This is a genomic window from Chryseobacterium sp. CH21, from assembly GCF_004119445.1.
Taxonomy (GTDB): domain Bacteria; phylum Bacteroidota; class Bacteroidia; order Flavobacteriales; family Weeksellaceae; genus Chryseobacterium.
In genome coordinates, this window is record NZ_QICI01000036.1 from 93,785 (window position 1) to 112,931 (window position 19,147).

Annotated in this window: 19 protein-coding genes and 1 tRNA gene; 4 read left to right on the forward strand and 16 right to left on the reverse strand. The window is 34.9% G+C overall.

Annotated features, from left to right (window positions below):
* Positions 1–17 precede the first annotated feature (17 nt).
* The 3 genes from BOQ62_RS06485 to BOQ62_RS06495 all read left to right on the forward strand — a co-directional run bounded on the left by BOQ62_RS06485 (position 18) and on the right by BOQ62_RS06495 (position 2,705).
* Entirely contained in the window at positions 18–809 is a 792-nt protein-coding gene (locus tag BOQ62_RS06485) for a T9SS type A sorting domain-containing protein (RefSeq protein WP_129038082.1), read from the forward strand.
* 43 nt (positions 810–852) lie between these two features.
* Positions 853–1,737: a lamin tail domain-containing protein gene (locus BOQ62_RS06490; protein WP_228413770.1), complete on the forward strand. Its 885-nt coding sequence runs from the start codon at positions 853–855 to the stop codon at positions 1,735–1,737.
* A gap of 158 nt (positions 1,738–1,895) precedes the next feature.
* Positions 1,896–2,705, forward strand: a complete 810-nt coding sequence (locus BOQ62_RS06495) for a T9SS type A sorting domain-containing protein (RefSeq protein ID WP_129038086.1) — start codon at positions 1,896–1,898, stop codon at positions 2,703–2,705.
* Between the two features lie 64 nt (positions 2,706–2,769).
* Here BOQ62_RS06495 and BOQ62_RS06500 read toward each other — a convergent pair whose 3' ends face one another.
* The 9 genes from BOQ62_RS06500 to BOQ62_RS06535 form a co-directional block, all read right to left on the reverse strand.
* Positions 2,770–5,592, reverse strand: coding sequence for an aminopeptidase (locus BOQ62_RS06500; RefSeq protein ID WP_228413772.1), 2,823 nt, complete (start codon positions 5,590–5,592; stop codon positions 2,770–2,772).
* Positions 5,593–5,645: 53 nt separating this feature from the next.
* Positions 5,646–7,025, reverse strand: a complete 1,380-nt coding sequence (gene pyrF, locus BOQ62_RS06505; protein ID WP_129038088.1) for an orotidine-5'-phosphate decarboxylase — start codon at positions 7,023–7,025, stop codon at positions 5,646–5,648.
* Between the two features lie 121 nt (positions 7,026–7,146).
* Positions 7,147–7,488, reverse strand: coding sequence for a YkvA family protein (locus tag BOQ62_RS06510; protein ID WP_129038090.1), 342 nt, complete (start codon positions 7,486–7,488; stop codon positions 7,147–7,149).
* A gap of 83 nt (positions 7,489–7,571) precedes the next feature.
* Positions 7,572–8,111 (reverse strand): TlpA family protein disulfide reductase, encoded by a 540-nt coding sequence (locus tag BOQ62_RS06515; protein ID WP_062676250.1) that lies wholly within the window; start codon positions 8,109–8,111, stop codon positions 7,572–7,574.
* A gap of 9 nt (positions 8,112–8,120) precedes the next feature.
* Complete coding sequence (locus BOQ62_RS06520) at positions 8,121–8,684, reverse strand: thioredoxin family protein (RefSeq protein ID WP_129038092.1); 564 nt, start codon at positions 8,682–8,684, stop codon at positions 8,121–8,123.
* 17 nt (positions 8,685–8,701) lie between these two features.
* The gene (gene aroC, locus BOQ62_RS06525) at positions 8,702–9,772 is read right to left on the reverse strand and encodes a chorismate synthase (protein WP_129038094.1); all 1,071 of its coding nucleotides are present in this window, start codon (positions 9,770–9,772) and stop codon (positions 8,702–8,704) included.
* 50 nt (positions 9,773–9,822) lie between these two features.
* Positions 9,823–10,122, reverse strand: a complete 300-nt coding sequence (locus BOQ62_RS23015) for a hypothetical protein (protein ID WP_228413774.1) — start codon at positions 10,120–10,122, stop codon at positions 9,823–9,825.
* 157 nt (positions 10,123–10,279) lie between these two features.
* Positions 10,280–11,392: an LIC_10190 family membrane protein gene (locus BOQ62_RS06530; protein ID WP_228413776.1), complete on the reverse strand. Its 1,113-nt coding sequence runs from the start codon at positions 11,390–11,392 to the stop codon at positions 10,280–10,282.
* A 117-nt stretch (positions 11,393–11,509) separates the two neighbouring features.
* Positions 11,510–12,064: a YMGG-like glycine zipper-containing protein gene (locus BOQ62_RS06535; RefSeq protein WP_129038096.1), complete on the reverse strand. Its 555-nt coding sequence runs from the start codon at positions 12,062–12,064 to the stop codon at positions 11,510–11,512.
* A gap of 244 nt (positions 12,065–12,308) precedes the next feature.
* Between BOQ62_RS06535 and BOQ62_RS06540 the strand changes: the two genes are divergently transcribed.
* Entirely contained in the window at positions 12,309–12,749 is a 441-nt protein-coding gene (locus BOQ62_RS06540) for a hypothetical protein (RefSeq protein WP_129038098.1), read from the forward strand.
* A gap of 1,151 nt (positions 12,750–13,900) precedes the next feature.
* Here BOQ62_RS06540 and BOQ62_RS06545 read toward each other — a convergent pair.
* The 7 genes from BOQ62_RS06545 to BOQ62_RS06575 form a co-directional block, all read right to left on the reverse strand.
* Positions 13,901–14,170 (reverse strand): hypothetical protein, encoded by a 270-nt coding sequence (locus BOQ62_RS06545; protein WP_129038100.1) that lies wholly within the window; start codon positions 14,168–14,170, stop codon positions 13,901–13,903.
* 277 nt (positions 14,171–14,447) lie between these two features.
* A tRNA-Cys gene (locus BOQ62_RS06550) sits at positions 14,448–14,518 on the reverse strand.
* A 58-nt stretch (positions 14,519–14,576) separates the two neighbouring features.
* Positions 14,577–15,083: an RDD family protein gene (locus BOQ62_RS06555; RefSeq protein WP_129038102.1), complete on the reverse strand. Its 507-nt coding sequence runs from the start codon at positions 15,081–15,083 to the stop codon at positions 14,577–14,579.
* Between the two features lie 43 nt (positions 15,084–15,126).
* Positions 15,127–16,491, reverse strand: a complete 1,365-nt coding sequence (locus BOQ62_RS06560; RefSeq protein WP_129038103.1) for a DUF4403 family protein — start codon at positions 16,489–16,491, stop codon at positions 15,127–15,129.
* A gap of 36 nt (positions 16,492–16,527) precedes the next feature.
* Positions 16,528–16,896, reverse strand: a complete 369-nt coding sequence (folB, locus tag BOQ62_RS06565; RefSeq protein WP_129038105.1) for a dihydroneopterin aldolase — start codon at positions 16,894–16,896, stop codon at positions 16,528–16,530.
* 4 nt (positions 16,897–16,900) lie between these two features.
* Positions 16,901–18,205: a threonine synthase gene (gene thrC / locus BOQ62_RS06570; RefSeq protein ID WP_129038107.1), complete on the reverse strand. Its 1,305-nt coding sequence runs from the start codon at positions 18,203–18,205 to the stop codon at positions 16,901–16,903.
* Between the two features lie 15 nt (positions 18,206–18,220).
* Complete coding sequence (locus BOQ62_RS06575; protein ID WP_129038109.1) at positions 18,221–19,147, reverse strand: homoserine kinase; 927 nt, start codon at positions 19,145–19,147, stop codon at positions 18,221–18,223.

Here is a 19,147-nt window from a genome sequence, read left to right on the forward strand (position 1 = left end):
ACAGAAAATCTTAAATCATGAAAAAACTTTATTCGTTCGTAGCGGTTGCTATGTTGGCGGCTACTGCCTTTGGACAAACAACTCTTTTGTCAGAAAACTTCGGAACTACCAATAATACATTACCTGCAGGCTGGATAAGTACAAATACTACCAATGGATGGAATGGAAGTACAGCTTCTGTATCTGGTACATATGCCGGAGCATCAGGGGGTGCAAATGCTTTATTTGCTGGAAACGGTTCTAATGGAGCTACTCACACTTTAACTTATTCTTTATCAACAGTTGGGTATAGTAATATCAATATTATCTGGGGAGGAAGAGGAACTACTGCTTTTGCTCAGAATGTTAATTTTCAGTGGAGCACAGATGGCTCTACATGGAACGATGTAACTTACACTTATACCAAAAATGGTAACAGTTGGGCTCTTGTAAACGGAGGAGTAGCTATTCAATTGCCGGTACAGGTAGAGAATGCAACAACGTTAAGCCTTAGATGGTCATCTGTTGCAAATAATTCTGGAAACTATAGAATTGATGATGTGAAAATAGTAGGAACTTCTGCAACATTAGGAACTTCAAACTTAAATATATCTAAAAACGTTTTCGTTAAAAATACAGTTGTAAACAGTGATATTACTTTCGGAGCTAAATCTGATGTTAAAATCTTCAATATTGCTGGTCAGGTTGTCAAAACAGCAACTGTTTCTGAAAACCAATCATTGAATGTTTCGGACCTTAAAGAAGGAACTTACATTGTAACCGGAACGGTAAATGGTAAAGCTGTTTCAGAGAAAGTTATTAAAAAGTAAAATTGCTAATTAACTTATTGTTAAATATATAACGCTGTTCAATTTGAATAGCGTTTTTTTTGTAGTTTTACGATGTATTAAAAAAATTATTTATGAAAAGATCTTTACTATTTTAGGATTGGTTTCGGCAACTGCATTAATGAATGCCCAAATCGTAATTAATGAAATTTATGGTGCTGGTGGAGGAAGTACAGCTTCCATTCTATACAAATATGATTTTGTAGAATTAAAGAATATTGGATCAACAACAGTTACTTTAACAGGGGCTTATTTACAATATGCATCTGCAGCAGGAACTTTCAATGGAGGTAACAGTAATCATGCACTACCAAGTATTACTTTAGCTCCTGGACAGACTTATCTTCTTCAGGAAGGAAGTGTCGGTACTGCTGGTGGTGATCTTCCTACTCCCGATGCTATTGGAACGATCAATTTATCAGGAAGTGCGGGTAAACTTGCTTTGACTTCTGATAATACAGCACCTACTGCTGCTACAAGTGCAAATGTCATTGACTTTTTAGGATATGGAACAACAGCGAGTTATTTTGAGGGAACGGGTCCTGCTCCTGCACCATCAAACACAACCTCAATTGCAAGGCTTGCGGGAGATACAAATAACAATTCTGTAGATTTCACTGGGGGAACGCCTACTCCTCAGAATTCAAGTAATGCAACTTTAGCAGTTGTTGATGTTAAGAACAAAAAAGCAGGAAGTTTTGTAAAAAACTCTTTCGTTAAAAATAACGAGATTGTTTTCGGATCTGATGTAAAAGACGTAAAAGTTTTCAATACGTTCGGACAGCTTGTAAAAGAAGCTTCTGTAAAACAAAACGGAACTGTAAGCGTTGCTGAACTGGTAAAAGGAAACTATATCGTAACAGGTACAGTAAATAACCAACCGGTTTCTCAAAAAGTTCTTAAAGACTAATCTCTTTACAATAAAAATACAAACAGTCGCTTCATTGAAGCGGCTGTTTTTTGTGGGATTATTTGTTGATTTTTAAACCTTTGTATCATGTTTATTTCTTAATTTGGTGGTATTGTTTTTGATATTTTTATTTCAAATCCATTTCTAAAATTAGTACGATGAAAAAAATCTTTACTCTTGCAGGGCTTTTATTAGTAACAGCCTTTTCGAATGCCCAAATTGTGATCAATGAAATTTATGGTGGTGATGTCAACTCAGGTGCTGTATTGAAAAATAATTATATTGTGCTCAAAAATATCGGTACGAACCTGGTTTCTTTGACGGGAGCCAGTATACAATATGGACCTGCTATTGGTGCTTTTACTGAATATCATACACTACCTGATTTGACTTTAGGACCGGAAGAAACCTACTTAATTCAGGAATCAGTAATTGAAGGGGGAACTGAAGATCTACCGACACCCAATTTCATTGCCACTACAATAACGAATTTTGACGGCACACCCAACAAATTTTCCGGTTTGAGGATTTCCAGTGTTTCAGGAAAAATAGCTTTAGCTGGAAATATAGTACAGGTGAGTGGACCTTCTGCATCCAATGTGCTGGATTTTGTAGGGTATGGATCCAATGCAGATCAATTTAAAGGTGATGGACCGGCTCCTTCTCCCACTACAACCACTGCTATCAAAAGAACATTAGTGAGTAATAATGATAATATGGCGGATTTTTCCCTTGAAGGAAGTGTAAGATCCGGCTTTGTGCAAAATCCTTTTATTAAGGATAGTAAAATTGTCTTCGGAACAGAGGTGAAAGACGTGAAAGTTTATGATACCTTCAGACAGGTTGTTAAAAAATCACCCACAAAATTAGCCTCAAGCCTTGATATTGCTGAGTTACCCAAAGGAACTTATATTGTAACAGGAACTATCAATAATATTCCGATTTCACAAAAAATTATAAAAGATTAGTTTTTAATAAAAAAGGACAGCTTATTGATCAGCTGTCCTTTTATTTTTTTGTTTTTGCAGAATCTTAATACCAGCCTCTTCTCGCTGCATTAATAATCGATCCAAGATTAAGAATCAATGTATATCTGATGCGTTTTCCATAATCCTTGAATGAAGGTTCAAATCCTAAAGAAGACTGTATCGGAAAATAAACTTCGAGGAAATCAGGGATAATTCTCACTTTAACTCCAGTATCCCATATGAATTTTGCAGGAAGATCTTTGTTTTTATACACTCCGGCATCGGCATATACATGGAATATTTTCCAGATACTTGAATCTACGTTTGCAGAGGTAATCCATTGGTTTACTGTTCCCGGTAGAAATGATTTAAAACCACCGTCAGCTAATATAAACTGTTGCGAAAGGAGACCACTGCTGGCGCTCTCTCCCAAAAGAGTATAAGAGAATGAATAATTGGAAACCCTTGAAATACCATAGTCGAAAAGGTTGTTTCGGGTATTGTTTCTTAGAAAATATCCGGCAAATAAACGTAAGCTAAGCTTTTGTTTAGGGGCAAATTCCCATCTGTAGAAACCTTCAGCTGTTATTTTATTAAAATCTTCCATTCCCTGAGTGCTCAGACTGAAACTTTTTTCATGAATCATCTGGCTGTCGCTATAGCCATATCCGATACTCCAGAGATTATACTTCTTGTAATCGTCGTTAGCAATCATTAAAGGACTAAGATCTCTCTCAAAATAATTATAAGAGACTCCAATCCCTCTGCTTACCGTACTTCTGGGATTCTTTCTGAAATTGATAGAAGAAGATATAGAAGTCTTTCTGTAAGCCAGATTATAATCATAATGGAAATAAGAACCGGATAGTCCGAAGGTCAAACTTCTGATAATACTTTCTGCGGGCAGAATAGTGTAGGAAACCGCTGCGGAACCAGTCAGCTTTCCTGTTCCGGTACTGTAGGTTGGTGTAACTGAATACAGAAATTTCTGATCAAAGAAAGACTGGTTTTTTAAATTCACTCCCAAAAGGAATTTATCATACGTATTATTAAAACGCACTCTTGGGCTGATATAAATTTCGTTGTACTCCGGATTGGGAATATCTTTTATTAATTTAAGTTTAATTTTTTTTGCATTGGAAAAAATTCCTTTTGCATATAGAAAATTATCTCTGTAATTGGATTCCGGAAAGATGTAGCCGCTGTTTAAAGTGACTTTGTAAATGTTATCTGAAGCAGGAAGTGTCAGGCTGGCCATACGTTCATTTTCTTCAGTATCTATCCAGTAAGCCTTCTTTTCTCCTGTTTTTGTTTCTGTTTCCAATTTTACAGGAATGGAAATATCGGTATTTTTTACAATGTTTATTTGGAGTGAATCGTTTTCTTTTCGAATATTTTTTAATTTGAAATCAACTCTGTTTTTCTGTTTGAAAAAGTTTGAAAGATAAGCTGTTGATTTATTTTTTTCGGAAAGCGAAGTGAGAAAATCTTCAGGATGTATTCTTTTTCCCGAATTCTGGTAAATATAATTTTTTACAATATCATTGAAATTGTCATACCCCATTTTATCTGCTGAATAATTGAACAGACTTCCGGTTTCAAAACTGCTGACAGCCATATCATTGAAATTACTTAAAACAGGGAAATGTTCAGTAATCTTCTGATCAAGATTTTGCAGCATAATATATTGGTAGGAAAGTCCGTAGCGGTCCAGAAGTTTTACTTTGGAGGCATGGAATAATTTTAAAGGCTTAACTCCAAAGATTTTGGTTTCCGGAAGGGTTCCTAAAAGTTTCGTATCAGTATAGAACTTTTTCAGATACTGAATTTCCAGATAAGATTTTAATCCGTTTTTAAACCAATGATCTTTTTCTTTATCTGCAATAACGGTTTCATCAAGAATTTTCTTGGTAATCATTCCAAAATAATCCAGATCCGTTTTTTCTGTATTGGTAAATAACTGGAATCTGAATTTCCAGAAAGTAATATCATTATTTCCAAAAAAGTCTTCTTTAGCTCTGAATTTATCTGAAATAAAAAGACTTTTCGGAAGAATACCCAGTCTCTCTTTAAGGAATTTTAAATGTAGAGGAAGATAAAATTCCAGATTCTGCTTTTCTTCAGGATTCAGGTTATATCCAAATTTGACCTCGGTTTCATCTCCATCAATATTGGTTTTTATGGAAGGATAACCAATAGTAGAAATTAAAAACTCCGGATCAGAATCCAGATTTCCTTTAAAAGAATTCATCTGAACCTGTGGAAGATTACCTTCAACAAAAGTATTGACAGGAATATCAAAGTTGACAGTCCAGAAAGTATTGAAACTTACTGGTTCTTCAATATCGTGATAGTTTCTTTTGGAAATATTGTCCGGATCAAAATGATCCGGAACAATAAAGAAATATTTTAATACTGTATTCTGAGCAGATGTTCCGTATCCCGTAAAAGTTTTATCGGGAAGCTGCATTCTGTATTGCAACTGTAATGTGACACTTTCGCCAGATTTCAGTATGTTTTTCAGAGGAATAAAAAGATTTTCATCTGAGAGGGTACTGACTGGGATGACTTCATTTTCAGAATTTTTGATATTCAATTCAAGAAGTTTACCCAATTGATCACTTTTTGCAAAGTGCAAATCCGTATTCCTGTCTTCCAGTTTTCTGTAGACTAAAGAGGTTCCGCGTCTGTTGTATGCGGAAACCCAATTCAGGAGTTTTACCGTCTGCAGATCTTTTCCGGAATGATTGTAATAAACAATTTCCTGATTGATCTCAAGGTTCTTCTTGTCAGGAGACAGTTTTGCTTCAATATAAATACTGTCTTTCTGTGCAGAGACCTGTGCGACTCCCCAGAACAAAATAAGGCAAATGCTGAGCTTTTTCAAATATTCGTGATAAAGCCCAAATATAACTTATTTTGTATATACTTTATAGGATTTTAACCTTGAATTGTTTTTTTGTCCAAAGAATTAATATACGCATTCCATCCTTCAGTCTTATAAGTGATGGCAGATGCTTCAGGATCATTAGATTTATAAATTCCTCTTCCTACAATAATAAAATCCGTGTGTAGTGTTTTGAAAACATGTTCCGGCGTATTATACTGCTGTCCTTTACCATCTCCTGAATCTGCAAGATTTACTCCCGGAGTGAATAATAAAAGGTCTTCCGGAATTTTGTTTTGAGATACTCCACCAATGACATTTGGATGAGATAAAGCTACTTTTAAAGCTTCTTCACGATAGCTGGCTGTTGTAAGCGCTCCTTTTGAAGACATTCCAACGATGGCTACCACGCCTACATTTTTGAAGCAGTCTAATGATTCAAAACCTCCGATCACCTGTGAAGTGACAAAATCTGCCCAATCTGTAATTTTGAAAACCCCGCTTGTAAACTGAAGTTCCTGTGTATTCCCAATGTCAGCAAATTTTCTGTCTTCCATCAATAAAAACTGATGTTTTGCAGCAATGGCTTTTAGAGGAGTGATTGTTTTTTCATAATCAAAATCAGAAATGATATCGATATGCGTTTTTAAAGCAATCACATGCGGACCTACTTTTTCAGCAAGTTCCAATAGCTCCTGAGTGGTTGTAACATCAGCAGAAGCAATAAGATTTGATTTTTTCGCTAAAGCTGTTTCCAGTAATTTCTTTGAAACAGAATGTTGTGTAGCTTCAAGTTTCTGTTCATAAGATGATCTTGTTTCTTCTTCAAACTGAATGTGATTCCCCTGAAGGAAATCCTGAATTCTTTTTACTTCTTCATCAGATAATTCTCCGGTTTCCTGAAGAATGTCACATACCTCCGAAATATTGAAAAGAGTGTGTACTCTGTAGCCTTTGCCTTCTAATAGCTGCTTTCCTCCCTGCTCTCTATCCAGTACTACTACAATATCAGAAACTTTAAGATCTTCCTGTTCTATTTCAGGAATAGTTTCTAATAAAGATTTTCCTGAAGTGATCACATCTTCTACCAAAAGACAGTTTTGTCCTTTCTGGTAAATTCCTTCGATCAACTTTTTGGTACCGTAGCTTTTGGCTTCTTTTCTTTTAATAATTAATGGAATATAGCTTTCCAGAGACATTGCAGTTGCCATTGGAAGAGCAGCATAAGGAACTCCACAGATTAAATCAAAATTATCTAATGGAAGCATTTCCAATAAATAATTAGCAAGATTTTTTAAAATTTTAGGATCTGAAGCCAAAGGTCTCAGGTCTACATAAAAAGGGCTTTCAATACCACTTTTCAGGGTAAACCTTCCGAATTTGATGATCCCTAGCTTGTAGCACTCTAAGAAGAATTCTTTTTTACTTTCCATTATTTTTTATTAGATATTGCAAATTTAAGCAATTGAAATAAGGCTCAAAAATTTATCGCTCATTTGTAAATAAAAAACCATCCCGGATGGACCAGGATGGTGTGAAAAATATAATAAACTGTTATTTTACGATTTCAGCCTCAATGATTTGGGCTCCACTGTATTTTTGTTCGGCTTCCCATAATAAAAACTTGTCTACCTCTTTAATAAGTTTAGGAATGGTAAGTGACAATACTGCCAGGTCATCCATTACTCCCAATACCGGTATTACAAATTCAGGAAGCAGGTCAATAGGGGAGAGTACATATAAAATTCCCAGTAAAGGAAGAATAATGTCTATGGATTTCATTGGATAAACTCCTTTTCTCCACATTTTAACCATTCTGAAAATATCAGGGATCTTTTTTATAAAGCCCTTATGATTGATGGCTTCTTTTGCAAGATTTAATTTTGAATATTTCATTTTGTGTTAGGATTTAATAAATTTTTCAACGCTATTAAATTCGCAAATCCTGTACCAATAAATTATAAAATTTAGTTAAAATATTATTTGATAATATTGTCAATGAACTGATGCACAGTCTCTGTGTTCCAGTCTTTTGTAGCATCCTCTTTAATAAGGATTCTTCCATGCTTATCCAGAAGGAAAGTGGTAGGGAAAACCTTGGGAAGAATTTTCTCAGAAATAGGGCTTTGAGCAATATATACAGGAACGGTATAGTTATTTTCTTTTAAAAATTTTCTTACATCCTCTTCCTTATCATTCATGGCAATAAGTACAAAATCTACATGATCTTTTCTGGTATCATACAGTTTCTGGATAGAAGGCCATTCTTTTCTGCAAGGCGGGCACCATGTTCCCCAGAAATTAAGGAAGACTCCTTTGTCTTTAAAGTTTTTAAGATTGGTGCTTGGAGCATTGATTCCTTTAAGCTCTATATCGTAATCTTCTTCACTGATGTGAACAGCATTTTCAATGGTAGCTACCGGAAAGAATGTATCCTTAAGAAAGTTTCTTATTCCCGGTACAAATGCAACAACACCAATGATTGCTATGATTACAATATAAATGATACTTTTTTTCATATCTCTTTTTTATAGAAGATCTAAAATTTCCTGAACAGCGTCTTTTCCTCTGTTTTTAGCATAATATATCTGCAGATCATTATAGAAACTATCTTTTGGATATGCTTCAGGATCAGCTTTATATTTCATCAGCAGCTCATATCCGTATTTCGGACGCGGTCCCCATGAATTTTTTACATTCAGGTCTTTGTCAAGGATAATTACTTTAGGAATAGATTCGGTACCATTAGTCAAAAACTGATTGATTAAACTTTTATCACTGTCTCTCAGAAAAACTCTTACCTCGTTATGTCCTTCAAAAAATCTGAAAAGAGCAGGCACTGTTGCGCTTGCATCACCACACCATGCTTCGGAAATGATTAAAATTTTTCCGTCAAAGTTTTTGGCAGCAAGTTCTTTCAGCTGATCTTCATCCGGAACGTATTTTTTTACCGTTCTGTCCATTCTCTGAAGACCCAGTTCGTAATATTGTTTATAGTCAAGTTCCTGTTGGTTGGCAGGATTTTCTAATCTTTCTTTTGCAATCTGAAGGTATTCTTCAAAAGAAATTCCTTTATCCCAGTAATTTTTCATTACTAAAAATATTTATGTTAAAAATTATTGATGTTTCTTGTTTTGTTGATCAAAAACAGGTCTGCCAGTACAAATGCAGCAAGACTTTCCACTACAGGAACCGCTCTTGGAACTACACAAGGGTCGTGACGTCCTTTTCCTTCCACGATTACCGGATTTCCATCTTTGTCAATACTGTCCTGAGGTCTCAATATCGTAGCTACAGGTTTGAATGCTACACGGAAATAGATGTCCATTCCGTTAGATATTCCTCCCTGAATTCCTCCTGAAAGATTAGATTTTGTAGTGAAATCTGTGTTGAAAGCATCATTATGCTCTTTTCCTGTCATTTTGGCACCGCAGAAACCGCTTCCATATTCAAAACCTTTGCAGGCATTAATATTCAGCATTGCTTTTGCCAGCTCAGCCTGAAGTTTTGAGAAGATAGGTTCACCAATTCCTACAGGAACATTTTTAATCACACAAGTGATGGTTCCTCCAATGGTGTTCCCTTCTTTTTTGATCTCTTTGATTCGTGCAATCATCCTTTCAGCCGTTTCAGCATCAGGACAACGAACATCATTGCTTTCTGTTTGGGAGAAATCCAAAGCCTGATATGGTTTTTCACAGAAAATATCACCTACGGAAGAAACGTAAGCGTTGATCTCAATGTCTGGTAAAAGCTGTTTGGCAAGTGCGCCTGCAACTACCCAGTTCATTGTTTCTCTTGCAGAAGATTTTCCACCACCACGGTGATCCCTGAAGCCAAATTTCTGGTCATAGGTGAAATCTGCATGGCTCGGACGATATGCCCCTGCAATATGATCATAATCTTTCGATTTCTGATTTTCGTTTTCAATGATAAAACCAATTGGCGTACCTGTTGTTTTTCCATCAAAGATTCCGGAAAGAAACTTTACTGTGTCACTTTCTTTTCTTTGTGTAACGATTGCTGACTGGCCGGGCTTTCTCCGATTCAGTTCGTACTGAACCTGATCGAGATCTACCGCTAAACCTGCCGGAAAATTATTGATGATACCGCCATAAGCCACTCCGTGACTTTCTCCAAATGTTGTAAGACTAAGAAGATTACCTAATGTGTTGAACATGATACAAAATTACCTTTTTTTCTTCAGATAATAAAGTTTCTGGATTTGTTCTATTTATCAGTGTTTTTGATAGTATTGATAACCTTTTGCGCTTCCTTTTCTTCTTCCGAAGTCATTTTTTTCCAGATAAACCCCTTTTTAAGGTCATTTTTGTCTAAAAGCTGGGGGAAAATACCTGCTTCCACATAATCAAAAATATAATTAGGGTTTACTGCAGGAATTGGAGTATCAAAACTGTAAGGATAATGATGGGAGATATTAAATTTGAAATTCCCGACTTTATATGTTTCAAACTGATGATACTCGTAGGTTGAAGGCTGATAAAGCTGTTTTTTTTCAAATCCTGTCATAAAACTTCCAACCCTGAAGCTTGGAATATATTTTTGAATGAATTCCGGAAAAGATAATATTGAAATAAAAAATAAACTTAAAGCTGAAAAGAGAACAATAGATTTTTTCCGATCAAAATATTCGTAAAACAAGACAAAGAATATTACAAAAAAATATCTAAAAAAATCGGTATTGGGCGGAGAAAGTAAGAATCAATGCACTTTTTATCAATAATGAGATGCAGATCAGTGTCATCAGTTTTTTCTTTTTTATCCAGGCAAATGCAGAGAAAATACCCAGGCTCAGAACAAAAAGAATATTAATTTTGGATTTGATTCCTTCCAGTGAAAACCAGTTTTTGATATAATCTATAGTTGAAAACTTTTGAATTTCTTCATACGTGTACTGCATATCGTAAGTTTTCATGATGGCAAATTGCGAAGAAATTTTTAGCACTTCGGAATTAGGTTTCCAGGATACTCCCAAATCACCTATGGCTACAGGAAAAACAGGATAGCCGAATACCCATATGTTTTTCACAAAGAAAATTAAGAGAATGATAATTCCTAAAAATAAAGGTCTGAAGCTGTTCTTAAAAATAAATACCGAACTTAAGAATGTTAGTACAGGCAGCCATATCATTGTTGGTTTTATGGCAAAAACAAAAATTGAAAAGGCAAAAAGGAGAGTAGTGTTTCTGTTTCCTGCCAGAATTTCATTTAAAATAATCAACGAAAAAATAATGACAGGAAGATCCGGGCTTGGAGATTGTGAAAACAGCAGTAATAACGGCAGGAAACATAGATGGATCCAGTTTTTCCTTTCAATGATATAAATGCTGTAGATCATGAGGAGTGTGGAATTGATTCTCAAAAACGGATCAGAGAAGTTGGAAAACCCTGCCTGAAAAATATGCCACAGTGACATTTGTCCCAGCGTCAGATCTATATTTGAAACTCCTTTTACCAGTCCGTATTCTGTAAGCCATTGAAGCGTAGGAATATAATACCCGAAATGATCTAATATATAAGGATAGAAAGAACCAGCGAATATTATAATAAGAGAGATTACGCTCAATAATGCAAAATCTTTCTTTGAAAACTGATAGAATTCCCAGTAGAGTTTATTTTTAAAGAAAAAGAGTAATCCAAATAGTATTGAAGGTATTTCTACATAAATATTTAAAGGAATAAAAAAAGAAATAATTGTCCAGATCAAACTTATTCCTAAGATTCCGGATAAAATTTTTCCGGAAACTTCCTGAAATAAAACTCCCCATATATTTTCCATGATTTTTCCCCACCCCATGAGGACAGGAACGATGAAAATGGAAGAAAGAAGAATCAATATCATAAAAAAAGATTGCTTAAAAGTAAGCAATCTTTATATTTATTGTGAAAATATTTATTAACGGGGTTGTACTCTTCCGTCTTTTCTATCCTGTGATCTACCAATGGTATACCCTGTAGCACCTCCTACAACACCACCAATTACAGCTCCCAGTCCTCTGTTTTTCTTGGCAATCAGCGCTCCGGCAGCAGCACCACCTACAGTACCAATAACAGTTCCTTTGGCAGCTTTACTCCATCCTTTTTTCTGGGTCGTTCCCTGTGAAGTACTACTTCCGTTATTCGCATAACTTCCATTGCTGCTTCCTCCGGAATTGGAATTGGAGCTTCTGTCTCTATATATTGTTCTTGTTTCTCTGATTACTTTTGGTCTTGAATTATTTTCAGCAGCAATTCTAGCTTTTTTGCTTTCTGATATACTGTCCGCTTTTTTCTGAGCTTCATAGACCATTTTTTCCTTTTCAATAGCCAGCTTTTGTTTTTCTATTTCAAGTTGTCTGGCCTGAAATTCAAGTTTCTGTGCTTCCAGTGATTTTTCTGCAACGCTGTCGTCTTTCTTGCAGGCCGTCATTAATAAGACGGATAAAAAACCTGCTAATACTATCTTTCCCATAATTCAAATTTTAATACATAAAGCCAAAACGACTTTAATTTTAGTTTTATTTTCAATTATGAAGCCAAATTTTAGTTAATGAGTGTTAAAATTGTTGTTAAATCACCAAATTAACTTTTAATATCACTTGGTTTTATATTGCTGGTAAGGGATTTCGGGAGTATTTGTAAATTTTAATTCACTGATAGTTTTTATTGAATTCATATAAGTTGATTATTTTTGAACTACCAAATTACTTTTTAATATGAAAAAATCAATTTTTACAGTGTCAGCATTAATTGGATTGCTGGCTGTTACAACGTCGTTTTCCTCAGGGGAAGTAGTAGAGGGTAATACACCCCGTTCAGTAGTGTCGGATAAGATTCCAAAGACCCAGACTTACAAAATTCGTTATGGTCTTCTTTCCAAAAGTGGAACGAAAATTCTTTCGGGTAATTATGATGTTGGAAGTTTTATTGCTGAAAACATGACTACAGGAGAGGTGTATGATACGTATTATAGTGGTGGATTCCAGTCGGTTCCTCAATATTATGATGGACTTCCTGCGGGAACTTATACATTTTCTGCGATGCAGGGCCAAGGCGGCTGGGTAGGGTATGGAACAGTAGTTGCTACAGTTTCTGACGCACAGGTAGATTCTGACGGATATATTACGGTATATATTCCAATCGTTTGGGAGGAATAGGCTTGTGAACCCCAAAATATTTAGCTAAATTTACCCTTCCAGAAATGAAGGTTTTTCTTTAGATATTCAATGGATATCTGTGATCTTTATTTATTTTTATGCAAGTATCATAATGGCATAAAATTGAGATTGATTTAATCTTCAGGATGCAGTTTGACTCTTACAGACGTATTCATTCTTCAGTTCCAGGTTTGTATTATATTTTTCTATTGAAGAAAGATAATAAAACGGTTGTGAAGAATGATTTCACAATATTCTGTTTGGATTTTTCTAAATAGATTTTTTTCATCATTTGTGTTTTTTAGGCCTCCGTAAGGAGGCCTTTTCATATAAGTTTATTATAATGTGAAAATTTATGATTCTGCTCATATAATAATTGAGCAGCATATAGTAGATTTGATTAAACATTTTCATTCCATATTTTATCAAAAAGACTTCTCGAAACGGGAGGTCTTTTTTTGAGAAATATTGTCTGCGAACCAAGGGATCCACTATTTGAAAGAATTAATAATTTTATGATTATAGTCATAAAATAAAAATAAAGACTGGTATATCTTTGGTGATAGAATCAACAGATAAAATAATTTTTATCTCTGATATAAAATTTTTTTTCATCATTTGTGTTTTTTGAGGCCTCCATTTTTTGGGGGCTTTTTCATATGATGAAACTCATAGTTTAAATTTCATAAGTTGTTTTATGGCCAAATAGTATATCCCGGATGATACATATTTTGTCATTTGATTTAGGGAGAAGAAATTATGTCAATGGAGAGTTGGGTTAGTTTTTTGAAGGTTAATAAAGTATATGTTTCTTTAATATGAATTTAATTTTATGAAACTGTAAATTATTTTTTTATTAATATTTTTATTCTGATGTTAGAAATGTCTTAATTAATTATAAATAATTATGAAGTGGTTTTTAAAGCATCTGTAAAATCGGTTTAAAATGCTGAAATCGTAAAAATGATATTACAAGGATAAATCAGTTTTTTTTATCAAAATTGAAATTCTTGGCACGATTTTTCGATATAGAAATGTAACTCATGTTTAATTTGAGTTTTCATGGTTATTAGTTTTTATCCTCGGAATTTCCGAGGATTTTTTTTTGAATTGAAATAAAAAATCCCCGCCAACATGGCAGAGATATTTTATTAAGGTAAGTTTGATAAATCATCTAATTTACTTTCTAAAGACAGAACTTCAATATTGTTATACTGATCTGCTTTATCAAGTAAATGTCCGAGATAGATGACGATAGAGTCTATATTCCTTCTTGAAATAAAAATATTTTCTCTTTGAATTTCCTCTTCTATTTCTTCCACATAATCTATTTCATCATCATCAGCTTTGTCTTGTATTTCTTTTTCATACTGTATTGCTGCAAGTATCAGGCTTTTTTCTTCAGGGGTGAACTGTATCATCAGTATTGGATTTTAGTATTATTTTTCTATAGATTCTTTGATCCTTTTTTAACGGTGTATTTTATTAATCTGTAAAAACCATAAATACTGCCAAGCATCAATAAGGTTAATATAATTGTTGAAATGATAATGTGTGTTGATGATATTAATAAAAACATGGTTAATTATTTATTAAAGATATAGTGGTTATTTTTTCATAAATATAATAATATATGGGTGATAATGAGGTAAGAAACAAAAACAAAAAAACCTCTAAATTATTTAGAGGTTTTTTCTGAGGTACCTAGCGGATTCGAACCGCTGTAGATGGTGTTGCAGACCACTGCCTAGCCGCTCGGCCAAAGTACCATTTTTACCATTTTTGAGGTGTGCAAATATAGCAAAATTTCTTTATGAACAAAAGTTTTTAAGCAATTTCTTTCTTTCCAAGAGCTTCTATTTCGCTTTTTGCTTGAATTTCAGCCTGATAATTTTTGATGTTAATGACTCTTGTTTCGCTCCATTTGTCATGCCAGCCGCTTTCGCCGAAAAAAGAAAGAGAATCAAAAGGAACCATTCGGGAAAATATGCGTCCCACTATTTGTAGTGAGGTAGGTTGATTTCCATCTATACTGATCACTTTTGTTCCGGTAATATACTTTGCAATTGTCTTTCCAAGATAATATTCCATGAAAAAGAAATAAGCGAAAAATACAAAAAAGTAAGAAATAATGATAGATACGGCTACACTTGTATTGTTATCAATATCTTCTTCACTAATTATTTCTCCAAAAACAATAGAGTAGAACAATGCAAAAGCAAAGAAAAAAATATAAAATATAATCTGAATAAAGATTCTATCAAGGAAATAATTAAGGAATCTTGTACCTGTAGGTGCCTTGTGTCTATCTACAACAACTAGATATTTTCTCATGGGGAAGGTTATTAGTTTTTTAGTTTAGTTTTTATTGATGGTGTTAAAATCCGTTGACCAATAATTTTAAAGAAGCATTCGTATCAATAACAGCAGTGATTCCTGTATTGCTGAGCAAAATTTTACTTGGCTTAAGATTGAACACTTTTCCGTTCATCTTTAAACCTTTATAATATTCTTTATTAAAAGCCTCTTCGATACTTTTTCTTGAAGTTTCTTCCAGTTCCTGAGTAGGAATACCGTATTCTTCTTCAATCATTTTTACGATTTTCCCCTGAAATAACAGGGAAGCTGTTTTTTGAAGGATATTGGTCGTTTTTAGTTTAAATTTCGTTTCAGATAAAACAATTTTTCTTTTAGTTTCATCATACACCGGAATTCCTGAAATAATAGATGTCCCTTTGATATAGCCATCGGTCTGAGCTTCAATAACCACCCTATCATCAACACCATATACTCTGATATCGGTTACCTTCACTTTAGAATCACGTACATCAAACTCCTTGTTCAGGAACGTTTTTCTTGCCATATTACTTGCTTCCGTAAAAGGGATATTGGCTGTTGTCTGCAAAATAAACTTATCTGCAACAGTAGGAGTGGAGTTAAAATTAGCAACACTTGTCACGGGTGAAGAAGCTGCAGGTTTATTCCCTGTAAAAGTTTCAGAATAAATATCCACACCAAGCGTAGCATTGATCTGATTTCCATAAAATTTCAAAGGAGTAATATTAACACCCACAGGGCTTACTTTAAGCCATGTGTTATATTCTTCCGAAATATTGAAGGGCTGCAGAAAAGTATTCCACGCCATTAAAGCATATTGCTGGAAATTCAACTGTGTCGCCATTTGCTGATCAATTGTTTTACAGAATTTTTCCTGTTGCTCTTTTAAGCTTTTTTCAACAATAGAGGTGATGGGAATCTGTATTCTTCCATAATCAAGCACAGGTTTGGTTACCCATCTGAAACCATTGGGCTGAGTATTTGTAATAATCGTCCAGTTATTTTTAAAAGTAACGGTGGTATTAAAAGACATTACTGTTTCAAAAGTGGTATTCTGATACGTATATACTCCCAAAGTACCAATTCCCTTTTCTGCCCATATTTTTAAAGGAACTTCGATCAGTAAATTCTGGCTGGTTCCTCCTACAAGGCGGATCGGTCTTGTTTTCCATACTTTCACTTTGAACTGATCATTGTTGTTATCTGTATAAGAATCATCCTGATATACCAGATCTTTTACAGAAGCATTGATCATATTGCTCAGTTCCGAAAGAGGGATGGTCACAGGCATCGTAATGCTGGATTTGATCTTAGGAAAGTTATAGGCTGCCAATTGATTATCAACGCCGGTTTGCCCAAAAGTGCTGATCCCTATTGCTAGAAATAATATTTTAACGAATTTCAATTTGTATGTTTTTTTTATGAAACGAAAATAAGCATTTTAATTTTCCGGTTTAAAGCTCTTTTCAAGCTCTATGCTGGCACCTTTCATTTCTCCTAGCATTGGCGGAGCTGTTTTCGTTATTTTTAATTTAATATAATCGACCTGTGGAAAGCTGTCATGAATTTTGGTGATGATTCTTCCGGCTACATGTTCCAGTAATTTGGATTTTATTTTCATTTCGCCGTGAAGGATGTCATTGATATCTGCATAACTTATGGTGTCATGCAAATCATCGGATGTGGCTGCTTTCCACAGATCGGTATGAAGTTCTGCATTCAGAATATAATAGGTACCGATGATATTTTCTTCAGGAAGTACACCATGGTATGCATATATTCGTACATCTTCAAGATATATTTTGCTCATTGCTTCAGATTTTATGAAGCAAAAATCGTCTTAATTCTTCAAAATCTGAATTTATTTCTACAGTTTTTTTCTCCTTTTTCATAAGCTCATTTAATGTTTCCGGAATTTCAATCTGAGTATGAATTGCTTTTTCCACTGCATCAGGGAATTTTACCGGATGTGCAGTACCCAGGATGAATCCTTTTTGCTCAGGATTTTCTTGCAAGTACTGTTCCATTGCAGCAAAGGCCACAGCGCTGTGAGGTTCCAGAATATAGCCGTATTTCTTATAGACTTCTGTGATGGTGCTCATCGTTTGATCATCATCAATCGAATAAGCTGATATTTTATTTTTTAACGTTTCAAACTGATGCCCGAAGAGTTCCAGGATTCTCACAAAATTGCTGGGATCTCCTACATCCATTGCATTGGATAGGGTAGCAACCGCTTTTTGTGGTTGGTAGTTTTGGGTTGTAAAATAATCCGGAATGACATGATTGGCATTACAGGCCGCAATAAAATGACTAGCAGGCAAACCTCTGAAATGGGCCAGCAGTCCGGCGCAAATATTTCCGAAATTTCCACTTGGTACACAGATTATCGGTTGTTCCTGATGATGCTGCATCCATTGTTTTAATGCTATTAAATAATAAATCTGCTGAGGAAGCCATCTTGCAACGTTGATAGAATTAGCAGATGTCAAAAATAACTGACTGTTGATTTCCTCATCCGAAAAGGCTTGTTTTACAAGGTTCTGACAGTCATCGAAGCTACCGTTGACTTCTAATGCAGAAATATTTTCGCCTAATGCCGTAAGCTGTTTCTCCTGAACCGGACTTACCCTGTTCTTTGGATACAATATAACTACATCAATCTGTGGAATTTTATAAAATCCGTGAGCAACAGCTCCTCCTGTATCTCCTGAAGTGGCTACAAGAACAGTAACTTTTTTCTGTTGGTCTTTCAGGAAATAAGACAGACAACGGCTCATGAATCTAGCACCAATATCTTTAAAAGCCAGGGTAGGACCATGAAATAATTCCAATATAGCTATCTGTTCATTGATCTTGATCAAAGGGATATCAAAACTGACCGTTTCTGCAACAATTTCTTTTAAGATTTCTGAAGGAATTTCATCTCCTGCAAAGTCTTTCATGCATTGGTATGCAATTTCTTCATTGGAATACTGGTGAAGATTTTGAATGAATTCATCTTCAAATTGGGGAATGCTTTCGGGGAAAAATAATCCTTTTTCTTTTCCCTGACCTTTTATAGTTGCTCCTCTGAAATCAATTTTTTCTGAATGGTCTTTTAAATTATAATATTTCATTTCTGTTTTTTATGATTAAGCTTCTTCAACGATTTGGATTCCCGCCGGATTTATTTTTGAAACGTACACCAGACTTTCTATTTCAATTGCATCATAAGCTGATTGCATCATCTTAGCAATTTTTTCTGCGGTTTCTTTTTGCTCAGACAGCATAAAAATAGAAGGTCCTGAACCGGAAATTCCTCCTCCTAAAGCACCCAATTGCAGACTTTTTTCTTTGATTTCGTTAAATTTCGGAATCAAAATACTGCGGACAGGTTCTATGATGACATCGTTAAGGCTTCTGCCAATCAGCGGAAAGTCATCTTTTTGAATCCCTGCCACCAGTCCGGCTATATTTCCCCATTGCTCCACAGCACTTTCTAAGGTGATATTTTTCTTTAAAATCTGCCTGGCATCTGAAGTTTTGACTTCCACTTGCGGATGTACGGCTGTTACAAATAAATCAGGACTATTTAAAGGAATAATATCAATCGGGCTAGTAGATTTTACCAAAGTAATTCCACCATAGATGCACGGTGCGATATTGTCTGCATGGCGTACTCCTGAAGCAAGCTCTTCTCCAAACATGGCAAAATGAACCATTTCCTCTTTCGAGAGTTTGTTTCCTAATAAAACATTAGCTCCAAAGGCGGCTCCGGCGGCACTTGCCGCACTGGAGCCGAGCCCGCTGCCTGGCTTAATATGTTTATGGATAATGACTTCAAAACCGTTTTTCATATTAAAATATTCCTGAATTTTTAACAAGACAACTCCAGCAACATTTTTAGAAGGTTCTTCCGGAAGCCCGAAAGTGTCAGAATGTTTTATAATAATTTCAGGGGTTTCCAATAAGCGGAATTCCATCTCATCATAAGGATCATGGACTGCCATTCCTAAAATATCAAATCCGCAAACCAAATTGGCAACAGTAGCGGGAACTTTTAATTTTACTTTTTTCAT

Excerpts from the sequence above, each read along its gene's own strand:
- BOQ62_RS06485 (WP_129038082.1), top strand. The coding sequence starts at position 18 with ATGAAAAAACTTTATTCGTTCGTAGCGGTTGCTATGTTGGCGGCTACT.
- BOQ62_RS06495 (WP_129038086.1), top strand. The coding sequence starts at position 1,896 with ATGAAAAAAATCTTTACTCTTGCAGGGCTTTTATTAGTAACAGCCTTT.
- pyrF (WP_129038088.1), bottom strand. The coding sequence starts at position 7,025 with ATGGAAAGTAAAAAAGAATTCTTCTTAGAGTGCTACAAGCTAGGGATC.
- BOQ62_RS06510 (WP_129038090.1), bottom strand. The coding sequence starts at position 7,488 with ATGAAATATTCAAAATTAAATCTTGCAAAAGAAGCCATCAATCATAAG.
- BOQ62_RS06515 (WP_062676250.1), bottom strand. The coding sequence starts at position 8,111 with ATGAAAAAAAGTATCATTTATATTGTAATCATAGCAATCATTGGTGTT.
- BOQ62_RS06520 (WP_129038092.1), bottom strand. The coding sequence starts at position 8,684 with ATGAAAAATTACTGGGATAAAGGAATTTCTTTTGAAGAATACCTTCAG.
- aroC (WP_129038094.1), bottom strand. The coding sequence starts at position 9,772 with ATGTTCAACACATTAGGTAATCTTCTTAGTCTTACAACATTTGGAGAA.
- BOQ62_RS23015 (WP_228413774.1), bottom strand. The coding sequence starts at position 10,122 with ATGACAGGATTTGAAAAAAAACAGCTTTATCAGCCTTCAACCTACGAG.
- BOQ62_RS06530 (WP_228413776.1), bottom strand. The coding sequence starts at position 11,392 with ATGGAAAATATATGGGGAGTTTTATTTCAGGAAGTTTCCGGAAAAATT.
- BOQ62_RS06535 (WP_129038096.1), bottom strand. The coding sequence starts at position 12,064 with ATGGGAAAGATAGTATTAGCAGGTTTTTTATCCGTCTTATTAATGACG.
- BOQ62_RS06540 (WP_129038098.1), top strand. The coding sequence starts at position 12,309 with ATGAAAAAATCAATTTTTACAGTGTCAGCATTAATTGGATTGCTGGCT.
- BOQ62_RS06545 (WP_129038100.1), bottom strand. The coding sequence starts at position 14,170 with ATGATACAGTTCACCCCTGAAGAAAAAAGCCTGATACTTGCAGCAATA.
- BOQ62_RS06555 (WP_129038102.1), bottom strand. The coding sequence starts at position 15,083 with ATGAGAAAATATCTAGTTGTTGTAGATAGACACAAGGCACCTACAGGT.
- folB (WP_129038105.1), bottom strand. The coding sequence starts at position 16,896 with ATGAGCAAAATATATCTTGAAGATGTACGAATATATGCATACCATGGT.
- thrC (WP_129038107.1), bottom strand. The coding sequence starts at position 18,205 with ATGAAATATTATAATTTAAAAGACCATTCAGAAAAAATTGATTTCAGA.
- BOQ62_RS06575 (WP_129038109.1), bottom strand. The coding sequence starts at position 19,147 with ATGAAAAAAGTAAAATTAAAAGTTCCCGCTACTGTTGCCAATTTGGTT.